This window comes from Acinetobacter sp. 148, from assembly GCF_031196675.1.
GTDB classification, from domain to species: Bacteria; Pseudomonadota; Gammaproteobacteria; order Pseudomonadales; family Moraxellaceae; genus Acinetobacter; species Acinetobacter baumannii.
Genome location: NZ_JAVIMT010000032.1, coordinates 14,575 through 27,734 on the forward strand (window position 1 = coordinate 14,575; position 13,160 = coordinate 27,734).

The following is a 13,160-nucleotide window of genomic DNA, read 5'->3' on the forward strand; positions in this document are numbered from 1 at the left end:
TTTTGCACATCAAAAAAGAGAAAATTGATGAGAAAAAAGACTTACTTCATTGGCGTGACTCACAAAATAGAGGGAAAGAGAACAATAGTGTATAACGGTTTTTAAGCTGTGTAAAACTTATGCATTTTTTATGATAAAAAGCCTAATCAATGGATTAGGCTTTTAGTCGACTCAGCAATTATTCTTTTACCACCAAAACTTGGATTTTAGTGCTGTTTAGAACATCTTGCGCAAAACTACCCAAAATAAGTTTTTGGAAACCTTTACGACCATGTGAACCAATAACAATCAGGTCTGAACCCAACTCTTCTACAGCTTTAAGAATGCCATCAGATGAGATTTCACCTTGAATAATTTGTGTTTCAATATCAACACCTTCTTCAGCGCAAAGGGCTTTTACTTTCGCAAGTGTTTTTTCTGCATTAGCACGCGCTTCAACAAAATAATCTTTTACAACAGGAGAGATGTAATAGAAATCAACACCACTAAACGGGTCCACTGCAACTAGACTAATTGCTGTAAGTTTACTACCAAAAGCTTTAGCGATATGGGCGGCTTGTCGTGCTGCTGCCAAAGAAATCTCAGAACCATCTACAGGTACAATAATATGTCGGTAATTCATAATGTTATTCCTCTTATTTACAAGTTGTTATATGTATGAAGCTTTTCTTACTTAAAGATTAACACATTTGTTTAAAGGTAGAAATCAATTCAATTCACTTGTAGTTAAATTAAATGGTATTTAATTATATATTTGATTTTTAATGTTTTTAGTGAGGGGCGATAAAGAGGGAGTTGAGACTATGCCAAATTTAATTTTTTAGAAGAACTTTACAATAAATTACCTTTCATATTTTTGTCACACAGAAATCGTATAACCAAATCATATGTAAGGGGGAAGTAGTAAGATATGGCCGATTTAACAGCAAAGAAAGTCAGTAAACTTATCGAGGAATTTCGCCAAACTGGTAAAGAGCCAGAAAAGCTAGTGATTGGATATAAAACTTATGCAAGACTCATGGCAGATGATAAGTTTGCAGAAAAAGTTGTTCCTTCGTTAGAAAACTCAAAAGATCGATTATATAAAAATCTAAAAATAAAACTTATTACTGAAAAACATTATTTTGAAGTTAAATAAAATATAAATGTGATATTTATCACATTTATATTTTTATTGTTTACATTTAGTAGGAATTATTAACATATTGTTTTTAAGTTGATACAAATATGGGGTGTAATCAACATTTGAAAACAGCATTCCTTTACAGACTCGATAGAATAAATTGCTTTTATTTTTAAGTAGTGGAATAAATTGAATGCCAAGTATTAGTGTAATTTTATTTTATATTTTAGCTATTTTAGGCTTTTGCTCTGCTGTGGGAGGATTATTAAGTTTAAGCATGTTTTTAATCATCATCGGTATTGGGCTTATTTGTGCAGCTTTTTTGCTAAAAAAAGAATTTAAAATTGATGTTTTATTCTGGAAATAACCATTGGTTATAAATGATTAAATTAATAAATATAATTAGTTTTCACCTCATACAAATGAGGTGTAATTTAAATATTTTAATATGATATATATTATTTTAACTTAAATTGATATGGCTTTTATTTTTCAAAAATCTTATTACAATTCTAAATAAAACCGGAAATTAAAAAATACATTAAGTATTTAAAAATAAAAAGATTTCAATTACGATGAAAGACCAATAAATTAGTTACTGTGGCATTAGGTAAAAAATAACAAAAGCGAGGTGAACACATGACCTATAAATATGAATATGCAGGGTTTTGGTTAAGATTTGGCGCAATGATCATTGATACTCTTATTCTTTTTTTAGCAATTATTCCAGCCGCATGGATCTTTTATCATGGAGATTACGATCTGATATTTGCTACAGGTATGAGTAGTAAACCGCAAAACTATTGGTTTGATATGATCGTAAATTATGCATTTCCATTTTTATATACTGTTTTGTGTTGGATCTACTTTGCAGGGACACCAGGAAAACGTCTAATGCGTTTAAAAGTTCTCGATGAAAAGACAGGTAATAAGTTAACTTTCGTACAATCTCTCATTCGCTATATCGGATATATTCCATCTATTTTAGTGTTTTGTATCGGCCTTATTTGGGTCGCATTTGATGCTAAAAAACAAGGATGGCATGACAAGATGGCGAAAACAGTGGTGGTTAGAGAACTGTGAGTTATAGTCACTGATGAATTAATAAAAAATTACAAAAAAAATCTTGTGCCTTGTAGAGTAAAACCTATACTTGCCGCGAGTTTATTTAACGGAGATCCTAAATGGGTAGTTGTTCGAGGTTCGAGTTTAATTATCAATTAAACCAAAGCCAATACTGAGCAAGGTAACCTTTAGGAGAGGCTATCTTGCAATGAGATAGCTTTGTTAAAAATTAGATTAAACCTATACAAATTACTTGATTTGTAATCATTCACTTCAGCATTTATCTGTTTAGTTTCTCGCTAGAAATGGGGAGAAGCCAATGTTTTTATACGCTTCCATACACGACCGTTATATCTACCAGATTTTAATCTTGGTAAACAATTCGTCTCATACGATTCAAAGCATTCGGACCATGTTCAGTTATGTGACATTCCGTCAACGTTGGTCTGGCTTTGGGCTAATTTTCTCTTCTTCATCGTAAGTCTACGATCTCCTATTCCTTTCTAAATTAAAAAATTTAAAAGACTTTATTTTCAATAAGGTCGAGAGCTTTGTACGCCTAAAAAATGGAGGATTTCGTGATGAAATTCTGGCAACGACTCTTCACATCATTTTTACAAAGATTTCATTTGATGCGTTTTTTCGGTCGTAATCGATCTTTTAAAGAGCTACATCAATCTAGTTATGCTCAAGAAATTAGCAAAAATTTATCTAAGCGTTTGCTTAATGCATCAAGAGCTCAAACGAATGATCTATTAAAACAATTCGATACTCATTTGACGGGGCTTACAGAAGAGCAAGCGCATACCCAACAAATGACGGTGGGTCTTAATGAAGTTACTCATGAAAAGCCATTAACTTGGTGGCAACACCTTTGGTATTGCTACCGTAATCCGTTCAATATTTTACTTAGCCTGTTGGCATTGATTGCTTTTTTTACCGATGATCTAACAGGTTCAACCATTATTAGTGTGATGGTAATTCTTTCAACACTACTTCGTTACTGGCAAGAAGCAAAGTCAAATCAAGCTGCGGATGCCTTAAAGGCAATGGTGAGTAATACTGCTACTGTATTGCGCCATCAAGTCAGTGCAGAAGATTTAGAACTTATGCATAAGCGTTATGGCATTGATACTAAAAACCAAACCACTCACCAATTTGAAATACCAATTCAGTATTTAGTGCCGGGTGATGTGATTTTATTATCTGCGGGTGACATGATTCCTGCGGATTGTAGAATTTTGTCTGCTAAAGATTTGTTTGTCTCTCAAGCTGCAATGACTGGTGAATCAATGCCTGTCGAGAAATTTCCGTTGCAGAAAAATCTTGAAGAAACCAGCGCTTTAGAGCTAGATAATATTGTATTCATGGGGACCAATATTGTTTCTGGTTCAGCTCAGGCAGTGGTTTTAAGTACGGGTATTCAAACATATTTCGGTGCATTGGCTCATCGAGTTACGGCTACTGATCGGAGCACGACTGCATTTCAAATGGGTGTCAACAAAGTAAGTTGGTTGCTCATTCGCTTTATGTTGGTGATGGCACCTGTTGTACTTTTCATTAATGGCTTCACCAAAGGCGATTGGGCCGAAGCATTTTTATTCGCATTATCTGTAGCTGTCGGTCTTACTCCAGAAATGCTACCGATGATTGTGACTTCAACTTTGGCAAAGGGAGCGGTTTTCTTATCTAAAAAGAAAGTGATTGTTAAACGTCTAGATGCGATACAGAACTTTGGTGCCATGGATGTTCTATGTACCGATAAAACTGGAACTCTGACTCAAGACAAAATCTTTTTATCCCAACATATTGATGTTCAAGGCGGGAAATCAGACTTTGTACTCATGCAGGCATTTTTAAATAGTTATTATCAAACAGGCCTAAAAAATTTGCTTGATGTGGCTGTTTTAGAAGCTGTTGATGATCAGATCAAAATACAGAAGTTACGTTACAAGAAGTTAGATGAAGTTCCTTTTGATTTTGATCGCCGCCGTATGTCAGTCGTGGTACAAACGCCTCAACAAAAAGCCCGTATGATTACCAAAGGCGCAGTTGAGGAAATGTTAAAGGTTTGCCGTTATGTCGAGGTAAATGGCAAAGTAGAGCCTTTAACAAAGCAATGTGAAGTAGCAATTGAGGCATTAACTCAACGCTATAACCGAGATGGTTTAAGAGTGGTGGCAGTAGCGTATCGTGAGTTTAAAAATCATCAGGAAAATTATTCAGTTGTTGACGAAAATGATCTGATTTTAATAGGTTATATTACTTTTCTTGATCCACCTAAAGAGTCTGCCAAAGAAGCTGTACAGAGTTTACATGCCCATGGTGTAACGGTAAAAGTGCTGACTGGGGATAATGAATTTGTCACCCAAAAAGTGTGCCGAGAAATTGGCCTGAATTATGATCAAGTTTTATTGGGCGGTGTAATTGAAACCTTAACTGATCAACAACTCAAAAGAGCAGTAGAGCAATACCACATTTTTGCGAAATTAAGTCCGGTTCACAAAGAACGTATTGTTGAGCAGTTAAAAGTAAATGGTCACGTGGTTGGTTTCTTAGGAGAGGGTATTAACGATGCCGCTGCTATACGTGCTGCCGATATTGGTATTTCAGTAGATACTGCAGTAGATATCGCTAAAGAGTCTGCAGATTTAATCTTGCTTGAAAAAAGCCTGATGGTTCTTGAAAAAGGTGTGATTGAAGGACGTAGAACTTTTGCCAATATGCTGAAGTATATCAAAATGACGGCGAGTTCAAATTTTGGTAACGTTTTTTCGGTACTTATTGCGAGTGCTTTTATTCCATTTTTACCCATGTTGCCTATTCACTTACTCATTCAAAACTTACTTTATGATGTTTCACAAATTGTGATTCCTTTTGACAATGTGGATGAAGAGTTAATTGCAAAACCACAGCGTTGGCAACCTGAAGAAGTTGGCCGTTTTATGGTGGTGTTCGGACCGATTAGCTCCATTTTTGACATGATTACTTTTGGGTTAATGTGGTTTGTATTTTCAGCAAATACTCCTGAACATCAGACGCTATTCCAATCAGGCTGGTTTGTGGTGGGTTTACTTACCCAGACATTAATTGTCCATATGATCCGTACAGCTCAAATTCCATTTATTCAGAGTCGTGCCGCGACTCCATTATTAATAATGACAGCGGTGATTATGTGTATCGGGATTTTCTTACCAATGGGTCCTTTAGCAAGTTATTTAAAACTACAAGCTTTACCTTTAAGTTATTTTTTATATTTACCTGTAATTTTAGGTGCTTATATGTGTGTTACTCAATGGGTAAAGAAAATTTATATCCGCCGTTATGGCTGGCAATAAAACAATAGGTGCAAAATGAAATTGCAATTTTTACAACATACAGACTTATCAAATATTATTGATACTTTAATTAGTCTCTCGGCTGCTTTTATTTTAGGGGCGTTAATTGGGTTCGAACGTCAGTATAGGCAACGTACAGCTGGTCTTCGAACAAATGTTCTAGTTGCGGTAGGTGCAGCAATTTTTGTAGATATTGCAATTAATCTTACTGGAGCAGATGGAGCTGTTCGGGTAATTGCCTATGTTGTTTCGGGTATTGGTTTTTTGGGTGCGGGTGTCATTATGCGCCAAGAAGGCAACATCCACGGTTTAAATACCGCAGCGACTTTATGGTGTTCTGCGGCAGTAGGTGCTGCCGCGGGTGCTGATTTAATTATTGAAGCAATATTGGCGACAGCCTTTATTTTATCTGCCAATACGCTATTAAGGCCGATTGTCCATATCATTGACCGTCGTCCGTTAGACGATGACACAGAAGTTTTACATGTAATTTACATTATATGTGACCGAAGTCAGAGCAAGGTCGTTATGGATGAATTAAACCTAACCCTAAAGCATCATAATTATCCTGCTAAAGATATTGATGTCACACCTTTTGGAGAAAAAGAGGTTGAGATAGAAGTAACGCTAATTGCAACCTCAATCGAAGCAGAAGAAGCACAACACATCATTAATCACTTAAATGCAATGCCGCAAATACGGCAAGCGTTTTGGGATAAAAACACAATTAACTAATTTAACGAGAGTTTGCGTTTAATTTTTTATGAATTTCTCTAAATGATGAAGCGCAAACTCTTTCGTTTAAGCCTTATTTTTTAGCTTTAAATTTAAGGACTATAAATACAACAATACCGACAACCAGTCCCCAGAAAGCTGAACCAACACCGAAAAATTGGATACCCGACGCACTACATAAAAAGGTAAATAATGCCGCTTCGCGGTCTTCAACTGGACCAAACGCAAGCGCAATGTTGTGACTAATCGTACCAAGTAAGGCAATGCCTGCTAACGCTACAATAAAAATATGAGGAAAAGACATCAGCAAGCTTGTGAGGGTTGCAGCAAATAGCCCCATCAAGATATAAAAAAAGCCACAGCTTATACCAGCAATATAACGTTTGCTTGGGTCAGGATGAACTTGGTCGTCTAAGCTTACGGCAGCACTTATCGCAGCAATATTAACGCTGTAACATCCAAAAGGTGCAAGCACAACTTGAGTTAAACCAGTCCAACCAATCAGTTGATTAACGTGCGGTTTATAGCCATAACTCTTGATCATGGCTATACCGGGTAGATATTGCGACGCCATGCTAATCACAAAAAGTGGTAATGCTAAGCCTAAAAGTGCTGACCAGCTAAATTCAGGACTAATCCAAACGGGTTTAGCCAAGGACCACTCAAGAGTAGGCATATGAAAGTCTAAAAAAACAGGGCAGAGGGCAATACCTGCCAAGGCGGTAAATACAATGCTGTAACGCGGCCATAATCTTTTTGTAATGACATAAATAGCGAGTAAAGATAAAACAAATATCCAATCATTTTGCAAGCTCGCGAAAAGCGAAATCCCAAACTTAAGCAAAACTCCGGCAAGCATGGCACTGGTTAAGCTTTGTGGTATATAGGAAAGCGCTTTTTGGAATATACCTGAAAAGCCTAAAATCGCAGTAAGTAAACCACCTACTAAAAAAGCGCCAATTGCTTCATTTAAACTATAGCCACTACCTGTTGCCATAATTAAAGCGAGGCCCGCAGTTGACCAAGCTGTTGCTACGGGATATTTAAATTTCCAAGAAAGGATGAGTCCTGATAAACCAATACCTAAGCCTAAAGCCCAAAACCATGAGGTGATTTGTTCAGATGACGCACCTAAAGCTTGAGCAGCCTGAATCACTAAAATAGCTGAAACACTAATACCAATAAGAAAGGTAATAAAACCAGCAAATACGGCTGGTATTGAGAAATCTTGAAGAATCTTTTGCATAGCTAAATGTTCTAAGTCCCTGAAAAATTAATATGTTTCTGCCTATGTTTTCAGCTAGGTAAATCTAACAATTTTTTTTAAGAAGGTGCTTTCTATTTTTGACTTTAAAATGAAAGAATATTTTTTAAATAGCTATTAATGATATTATTTATTTCATAACAAACGGTGAATTTGGGATATTGTTTTATGGATGAGCAGGCTGAAAATTTATCACCTCTTGAATTAAAAATTATGCGCTGTTTACAAGAGAATGGACGTTTAAGTAATGCTGAACTGGCAAAACTTGTTGGCATTAGTACTTCGTCATGTTGGAACCATACTCAGCGTCTTTTTAAGATTGGGGCCATCTTGGATGTGCGTGCTCGAATTAATCCGGGTATGGTGCAACGTGAGACTATTGTTTTGGTCGGAGTAGTGCTGGATCGCTCGACACCTGATAGCTTTCAGGCGTTTGAACAAGCAGCAGGTGATTTGGAGAATGTTCTAGAATGTTACTTGGTTGCCGGAGAAGTCGATTACTTTCTAAAAATTCGTGTTAAAGATTTGGCTGCTTTTAACCGTTTTCATAGTGAAAAAATTATTGCCTTACCTGGGGTAAGACAGGTGAGGACATTTTTTGTGCTCAATGAAGTTAAAACAGATGGCATGCTGGCATTTTAACAACTTAATAAATTCTGACTTCCTTGACTCGGCAGCTTACATTGTTGAAGTTGCCAGCTTTAAGCCAAATCCGAAAAATAAAATGCCAACTAAGAAAATTCCGCTTGCTGCAATTTTATGGTTTTGTTTGAAAAAAGTTGAAAGTTTAATTCCAGAGAAAATAAGCGCAGTTAAATAACTAAAGCTAATAATTTGTAAAATCACCGCTAAAATTAAAAAGCTTAAAGCTGGATAGGCATAATCCGGTTCAACAAACTGCACAAAGAAAGACAGGAAAAATAAAATCGCTTTAGGGTTGAGTAAACTAATACTTAAGGCTGTTTTATAAGGGTGAACTTTATCTAAAGCAGGTAAATCAGCCATTTCTGCTTGGGGTTGATTCCGTAATTTCCAGCGTTGGATGCTGCCTTGTAAAAGCTTAAAACCTAAATAAGACAAGTAAAGTGCGCCGACGAGTTTGAGTACGATAAAAACCCAAGGGAATGCTTTTAATAAAGAAGCTGCACCAAGTACAGTACAGAGCATTAAAATTAAGTCACCGGTAAAAATACCAAGTGCCCCCATATATCCGGTTTTAATACCATAGCGTGAAGCAATAGACATCACATAAAGAGAATTGGGTCCTGGCAATAACACAATTAGGAATGTACCAATAATATATGTTGTTAAGTCTGTTATGCCGAACACGAGAAACCCAATAAAAAACCGATTTTTGTCATGATAACAAAAATCGGTAATTTTGTATGAAAAGTGCAGTTTTTAAGATTTAATTTCTGCATCAATTCCAAAAGATTGACGTAATAAAAGACTTAATTGATCTCGCGCTTTAATAAAGCCATCAACACCACCTTGTAAAAGTTGGAATGCCATTAAGTCATGGTTAAGTTCATCTTTAAAACTTTGCTCATCTTGAGCTGGTCTAACAATCGCTTCTGCCTGTTTTGCTTTGTTTGCATCAAGTGCTGCATCGACTGTACGCGTATCTTGTTCAAGCTGTGTTAGCAAGCTTGGAGAGATCGTAAGCAAATCACATCCTGCAAGGCCTAGCACTTGGTCGATGCTACGGAAGCTCGCACCCATGACTTGAGTTGGAATATTTTGCTGCTTGTAGTAAGTGTAGATTTTCTTAACTGAAACCACACCTGGATCTTTCTCGATTGGGTAAGAATCTACACCTTCAGCTTTTTTGTACCAGTCTAAAATACGGCCTACAAAAGGTGAGATTAAAGTAACTTTGGCATCTGCACACGCTTGGGCTTGATGTAAACCGAAAAGGAGAGTGAGGTTACAAGCAATACCTTCAGCTTCTAACACTTTAGCCGCTTGAATACCTTCCCAAGTCGATGCAATTTTAATCAGAATACGTGACTGATCGATACCATAACCTTTATAAAGCTCACATAATTCATGTGCTTTTTGAATGGTTGCTTCGGTGTCGTATGAAAGTGCAGCATCGACTTCTGTAGAAACACGGCCTTCAATAAGTTTTAAAATTTCTACACCAAATTTTACGGTTAAAATATCAATGGTTCTTTCAATCAGTTCATCATTTTTATAGCCTTCTTCTTTGGCTTGATAATAAGCATCTTCAATGAGCTCTTTACTTTCTGGTTGTTCTGCCGCAGCGGTAATTAACGAAGGATTCGTCGTAGCATCTAAGGGACGAAATTTACGAATTGCTTCAAGGTCGCTACTGTCAGCAACAACGGTCGTTAATGTTTTTAATTGGTCAAGTGCTGTATGAGTCATTGATATTCAACATCTTCAATAAAAAATCTTATGTTTTCTTTATAGCACAAACTCTATCCATACTGTCGATATATCAATTGTTATGTTTCAAAGAAAAACGTTTAGGTTCTGCATCTAAATTGAAATGATTTTACGGAGCTGGTTGCATTCGCTTATTACGAATATAGTCAATCAAAAACCGTGCAGCAGCACCGAGTTCACTTTCGCGGCTCCAGACCAAATCAACGTAATATTCAAATCGAGGCGTAAAATCAAATACATCTAATGCTTTAAGCTTGTTGTTTAACTCGGGATTTTCTTTAAACATCTCTTGTGGCAGTACACCCCAACCTAAATTACGTAAAATCATTAAGCAAGCAGAGTGGTGGTTATCTGTACGCCAGTAATGTTTTGAAAATAATAATTCGGGTTTTAATGTTTCATCTCGACTTGCCACCACAATTTGTCTAGTACCTAAAATCTGCTCATATGAGACATGCTCTTGGCTTGCGAGCGGATGGGTTTTTGAAATAACAGGAATTAAGGCTTCACGTTTGAGTTCAACAAACTGTTCTCTATTGTCTAAATGCTCACGTTCAAACATAAGGGCCAGTTGGGCAGATCCATCTAACAACATTTGAAGCGCATCTTCTTGAGGGGCAGACACAATATTAATTTGTAGATCGGGAAAGCGACTTTCTAGCAGGCAAACATAGTCGGTCCAATTGGTATGTAGCAGCTCAGACACCACAACAATAGTAAGATTAGGTTCCAGCCCAGTACTTAATGCATGCGCGTGCTGTTTCCATTGATTCATTTCAATCAATAGTTGCGCCGTTTTTTCATATAGCACTCGTGCTTCGGCTGTAGGAGTAGGTTCGCGGCCTTTACGTTCAAATAAAGTCAGGTTCAGATCAATTTCTAAATTAGCAATCGACATACTCACAGCAGAGGGGACTTTACCGAGTTTCCTTGCTGCTGCTGAAAATGAACCTGTTTCCATAACGGCTTGGAACATGAGAAGTTGTTCTTGATTAATATTCATCTGTCAAAAAAATTGAAAGAACCTGATTGGATTAATCAAAATTATAAAAATAAAATGCACATTATCCAAGTAATTATTGAGTATTTAAAAATGTTGATTTCCAAGAGAAGACTCATTCATGCAATCAGTTATGAAGGAATTTTATTGGTCATCATTGCGATTGCATTAAGTTTTATTTTTAACATGCCGATGGAAGTGACCGGAACACTCGGTGTGTTTATGGCAGTGGTTTCAGTTTTCTGGAATATGATTTTTAACCACTATTTCGAAAAAGTAGAGCATAAATTTAATTGGGAAAGAACGATCCCTGTACGGATTTTACATGCGATTGGTTTTGAGGGTGGTTTGCTGATTGCGACTGTACCGATGATTGCATATATGATGCAGATGACTGTGATTGATGCATTTATTTTAGATATTGGCTTAACCTTATGTATTTTGGTTTATACCTTTATTTTCCAGTGGTGCTATGACCATATTGAAGATAAGTTTTTCCCAAATGCTAAAGCTGCATCACTTCATTAATTCACTATATTGAAATGAAATAAGCACCCAGATGGGTGCTTATTTTTTAGGTGCATATAGAAATTATTTTTCTACAATCGCAACCACACCTTCACCGCCTGCTGTACAGATCGAGATTAATGCGCGGCCTGAACCTTTTTCATTAATTAATTTAGCTGCAGTAGCCAAGATACGACCACCAGTTGCAGCAAATGGGTGACCTGCACCTAAAGATGAACCATTTACGTTCAGTTTAGAGCGGTCAATTGAACCCAATGGTGCATCTAAGCCAAGACGTTCTTTACAGAATTTTTCATCTTCCCAAGCTTTTAGGGTAGAGAGTACTTGAGATGCAAATGCTTCATGGATTTCGTAGAAATCGAAGTCTTGAAGCTTAAGGTTAGCACGCTTAAGCATACGAGGTACTGCATAAGCAGGAGCCATCAATAAGCCTTCTTTAGGACCGTTCTTGCCAATGAAGTCAACAGCTGCTGTTTCAGAGAAAGAAAGATAAGCTAAAACTTCATGTCCGTTTTCTTTTGCCCATTCTTCAGAAGCAAGCAATACCACAGAAGCACCATCAGTCAACGGAGTTGAGTTACCCGCTGTCATTGTTGCAGTTTCGCCTTTACCGAAAACTGGTTTTAACTTAGCAAGTTTTTCAACTGTACTGTCAGGACGTAAGTTGTTGTCACGGTTAAGACCTAAGAATGGAGTCATTAAGTCATCAAAGAAACCACGCTCATAAGCAGCAGCAAGTTTTTGATGGCTGCTTGCAGCTAGCTCGTCTTGTGCTTCTCGAGTGATACCCCATTCTAATGCAGTTATTGCTTGGTGCTCACCCATTGAAAGGCCAGTACGTGGTTCACCATTGCTTGGTGCATCAAGAAGCTTTTTAAAATCAATCTTTGTTAAAGCTTTAAGACGGTCTTTACCTGTTTTAGCAACATTAAGTTCAAGTAAAACTTTACGTAAGCCATCACCTACAGCAATCGGTGCGTCAGAAGTTGTATCTACGCCACCTGCAATACCTACGTCAATTTGACCAAGCGCAATTTTGTTAGCAACAACAAATGCTGCCTGTAAACCTGTACCACATGCAATTTGGATGTCGTAAGCAGGAGTTTCAGGAGCAAGATCTGTGCTCAATACAACTTCACGAGTCATGTTGAAGTCACGGCTATGTTTTAAAACAGCACCCGCAACAACTTCGCCAATACGCTTACCTTGTAAGTTAAAGCGTTCAACCAAACCATTCAATGCTGCTGTCAGCATGTCAGAATTAGACGCTTTGAAGTAGGCAGTATTTGAACGTGCAAATGGAATACGGTTGCCACCAAGGATTGCAACGCGGCGAACAGTGTTTTGACTCATGGTTTTATCCTGTTGAACAGAAGTTTTGGTTTTTGTTGCTTTTGGTGCTGCAGCTACATTTGAAGATGTAGACGGGGTTGCTGAAGCAGCGCTCTTACTACGAGGGCTACGTGCAGGTGCAGTCGTTGAACGAGTACGTGTCGTTTTTGGTGTATTAGTTGCTGCTTTAGGAGTAGTGCTGTTACGCTTAGCCGTGTTAGAAGCCGACTTTGATGTATTTGACACTTTTTCCTGAGCAGAATTCTCGACTGCTGGATTTTCTTGAGTTGTTTTGCTCATAAGGCTTTTCCAAGCATAATAACGATATTCTTGTTAGCTACCTTAACACAATTCAAATAGACC

The 13,160-nt window shown here is 37.2% G+C and carries 14 protein-coding genes; 8 read left to right on the forward strand and 6 right to left on the reverse strand.

Translation table 11 applies throughout. From position 1 onward, the window contains the following. Positions 1 to 178 precede the first annotated feature (178 nt). On the reverse strand, positions 179 to 622 hold the full coding sequence (locus tag RFX69_RS05840) for a universal stress protein (RefSeq protein WP_001109442.1): 444 nt from the start codon (positions 620 to 622) through the stop codon (positions 179 to 181). Between the two features lie 288 nt (positions 623 to 910). On the opposite strand from RFX69_RS05840, the gene RFX69_RS05845 reads away from it, so the two are divergent. From RFX69_RS05845 to RFX69_RS05870, 6 genes are all read left to right on the forward strand, one after another. Then, entirely contained in the window at positions 911 to 1,138 is a 228-nt protein-coding gene (locus tag RFX69_RS05845) for a hypothetical protein (protein ID WP_000774578.1), read from the forward strand. A gap of 178 nt (positions 1,139 to 1,316) precedes the next feature. Further along, complete coding sequence (locus RFX69_RS05850; RefSeq protein ID WP_001139332.1) at positions 1,317 to 1,490, forward strand: hypothetical protein; 174 nt, start codon at positions 1,317 to 1,319, stop codon at positions 1,488 to 1,490. 272 nt (positions 1,491 to 1,762) lie between these two features. Continuing rightward, positions 1,763 to 2,206, forward strand: coding sequence for an RDD family protein (locus tag RFX69_RS05855; RefSeq protein WP_000221476.1), 444 nt, complete (start codon positions 1,763 to 1,765; stop codon positions 2,204 to 2,206). A gap of 301 nt (positions 2,207 to 2,507) precedes the next feature. After that, complete coding sequence (locus RFX69_RS05860; RefSeq protein ID WP_272383161.1) at positions 2,508 to 2,669, forward strand: hypothetical protein; 162 nt, start codon at positions 2,508 to 2,510, stop codon at positions 2,667 to 2,669. A 100-nt stretch (positions 2,670 to 2,769) separates the two neighbouring features. Next, positions 2,770 to 5,526, forward strand: a complete 2,757-nt coding sequence (mgtA, locus tag RFX69_RS05865) for a magnesium-translocating P-type ATPase (protein WP_289332751.1) — start codon at positions 2,770 to 2,772, stop codon at positions 5,524 to 5,526. 15 nt (positions 5,527 to 5,541) lie between these two features. After that, positions 5,542 to 6,261 carry an MgtC/SapB family protein gene (locus RFX69_RS05870; RefSeq protein WP_000775740.1) on the forward strand — a complete coding sequence of 240 codons (720 nt, stop codon included), beginning with the start codon at positions 5,542 to 5,544 and terminating at the stop codon, positions 6,259 to 6,261. A gap of 73 nt (positions 6,262 to 6,334) precedes the next feature. On the opposite strand, the gene RFX69_RS05875 is transcribed toward RFX69_RS05870, so the two are convergent. Beyond that, a complete protein-coding gene (locus RFX69_RS05875; protein ID WP_289332752.1) occupies positions 6,335 to 7,507 on the reverse strand; it encodes a benzoate/H(+) symporter BenE family transporter in 1,173 nt (390 codons plus the stop codon). A 186-nt stretch (positions 7,508 to 7,693) separates the two neighbouring features. Here RFX69_RS05875 and RFX69_RS05880 point away from each other — a divergent pair, with 186 nt between their 5' ends. Beyond that, positions 7,694 to 8,167, forward strand: coding sequence for an Lrp/AsnC family transcriptional regulator (locus RFX69_RS05880; RefSeq protein WP_000344220.1), 474 nt, complete (start codon positions 7,694 to 7,696; stop codon positions 8,165 to 8,167). Positions 8,168 to 8,203: 36 nt separating this feature from the next. Here RFX69_RS05880 and leuE read toward each other — a convergent pair whose 3' ends face one another. The 3 genes from leuE to RFX69_RS05895 all read right to left on the reverse strand — a co-directional run bounded on the left by leuE (position 8,204) and on the right by RFX69_RS05895 (position 10,940). Beyond that, positions 8,204 to 8,854 (reverse strand): leucine efflux protein LeuE, encoded by a 651-nt coding sequence (gene leuE / locus RFX69_RS05885; RefSeq protein ID WP_000467074.1) that lies wholly within the window; start codon positions 8,852 to 8,854, stop codon positions 8,204 to 8,206. A 72-nt stretch (positions 8,855 to 8,926) separates the two neighbouring features. Then, positions 8,927 to 9,916, reverse strand: coding sequence for a transaldolase (gene tal / locus RFX69_RS05890; protein WP_000149851.1), 990 nt, complete (start codon positions 9,914 to 9,916; stop codon positions 8,927 to 8,929). Positions 9,917 to 10,046: 130 nt separating this feature from the next. Next, complete coding sequence (locus tag RFX69_RS05895) at positions 10,047 to 10,940, reverse strand: LysR family transcriptional regulator (RefSeq protein ID WP_001024733.1); 894 nt, start codon at positions 10,938 to 10,940, stop codon at positions 10,047 to 10,049. A 90-nt stretch (positions 10,941 to 11,030) separates the two neighbouring features. Here RFX69_RS05895 and aceI point away from each other — a divergent pair, with 90 nt between their 5' ends. After that, positions 11,031 to 11,465 carry a chlorhexidine efflux PACE transporter AceI gene (gene aceI / locus RFX69_RS05900; RefSeq protein ID WP_005128429.1) on the forward strand — a complete coding sequence of 145 codons (435 nt, stop codon included), beginning with the start codon at positions 11,031 to 11,033 and terminating at the stop codon, positions 11,463 to 11,465. A 63-nt stretch (positions 11,466 to 11,528) separates the two neighbouring features. On the opposite strand, the gene RFX69_RS05905 is transcribed toward aceI, so the two are convergent. Then, positions 11,529 to 13,097 carry an acetyl-CoA C-acetyltransferase gene (locus RFX69_RS05905; RefSeq protein ID WP_000047940.1) on the reverse strand — a complete coding sequence of 523 codons (1,569 nt, stop codon included), beginning with the start codon at positions 13,095 to 13,097 and terminating at the stop codon, positions 11,529 to 11,531. Positions 13,098 to 13,160 lie beyond the last annotated feature (63 nt).

Bases quoted from the DNA above. Each gene is read 5' to 3' on its own strand.
- RFX69_RS05840 (WP_001109442.1), bottom strand. From the start codon at position 622: ATGAATTACCGACATATTATTGTACCTGTAGATGGTTCTGAGATTTCT.
- RFX69_RS05845 (WP_000774578.1), top strand. From the start codon at position 911: ATGGCCGATTTAACAGCAAAGAAAGTCAGTAAACTTATCGAGGAATTT.
- RFX69_RS05850 (WP_001139332.1), top strand. From the start codon at position 1,317: ATGCCAAGTATTAGTGTAATTTTATTTTATATTTTAGCTATTTTAGGC.
- RFX69_RS05855 (WP_000221476.1), top strand. From the start codon at position 1,763: ATGACCTATAAATATGAATATGCAGGGTTTTGGTTAAGATTTGGCGCA.
- RFX69_RS05860 (WP_272383161.1), top strand. From the start codon at position 2,508: ATGTTTTTATACGCTTCCATACACGACCGTTATATCTACCAGATTTTA.
- mgtA (WP_289332751.1), top strand. From the start codon at position 2,770: ATGAAATTCTGGCAACGACTCTTCACATCATTTTTACAAAGATTTCAT.
- RFX69_RS05870 (WP_000775740.1), top strand. From the start codon at position 5,542: ATGAAATTGCAATTTTTACAACATACAGACTTATCAAATATTATTGAT.
- RFX69_RS05875 (WP_289332752.1), bottom strand. From the start codon at position 7,507: ATGCAAAAGATTCTTCAAGATTTCTCAATACCAGCCGTATTTGCTGGT.
- RFX69_RS05880 (WP_000344220.1), top strand. From the start codon at position 7,694: ATGGATGAGCAGGCTGAAAATTTATCACCTCTTGAATTAAAAATTATG.
- tal (WP_000149851.1), bottom strand. From the start codon at position 9,916: ATGACTCATACAGCACTTGACCAATTAAAAACATTAACGACCGTTGTT.
- RFX69_RS05895 (WP_001024733.1), bottom strand. From the start codon at position 10,940: ATGAATATTAATCAAGAACAACTTCTCATGTTCCAAGCCGTTATGGAA.
- aceI (WP_005128429.1), top strand. From the start codon at position 11,031: ATGTTGATTTCCAAGAGAAGACTCATTCATGCAATCAGTTATGAAGGA.
- RFX69_RS05905 (WP_000047940.1), bottom strand. From the start codon at position 13,097: ATGAGCAAAACAACTCAAGAAAATCCAGCAGTCGAGAATTCTGCTCAG.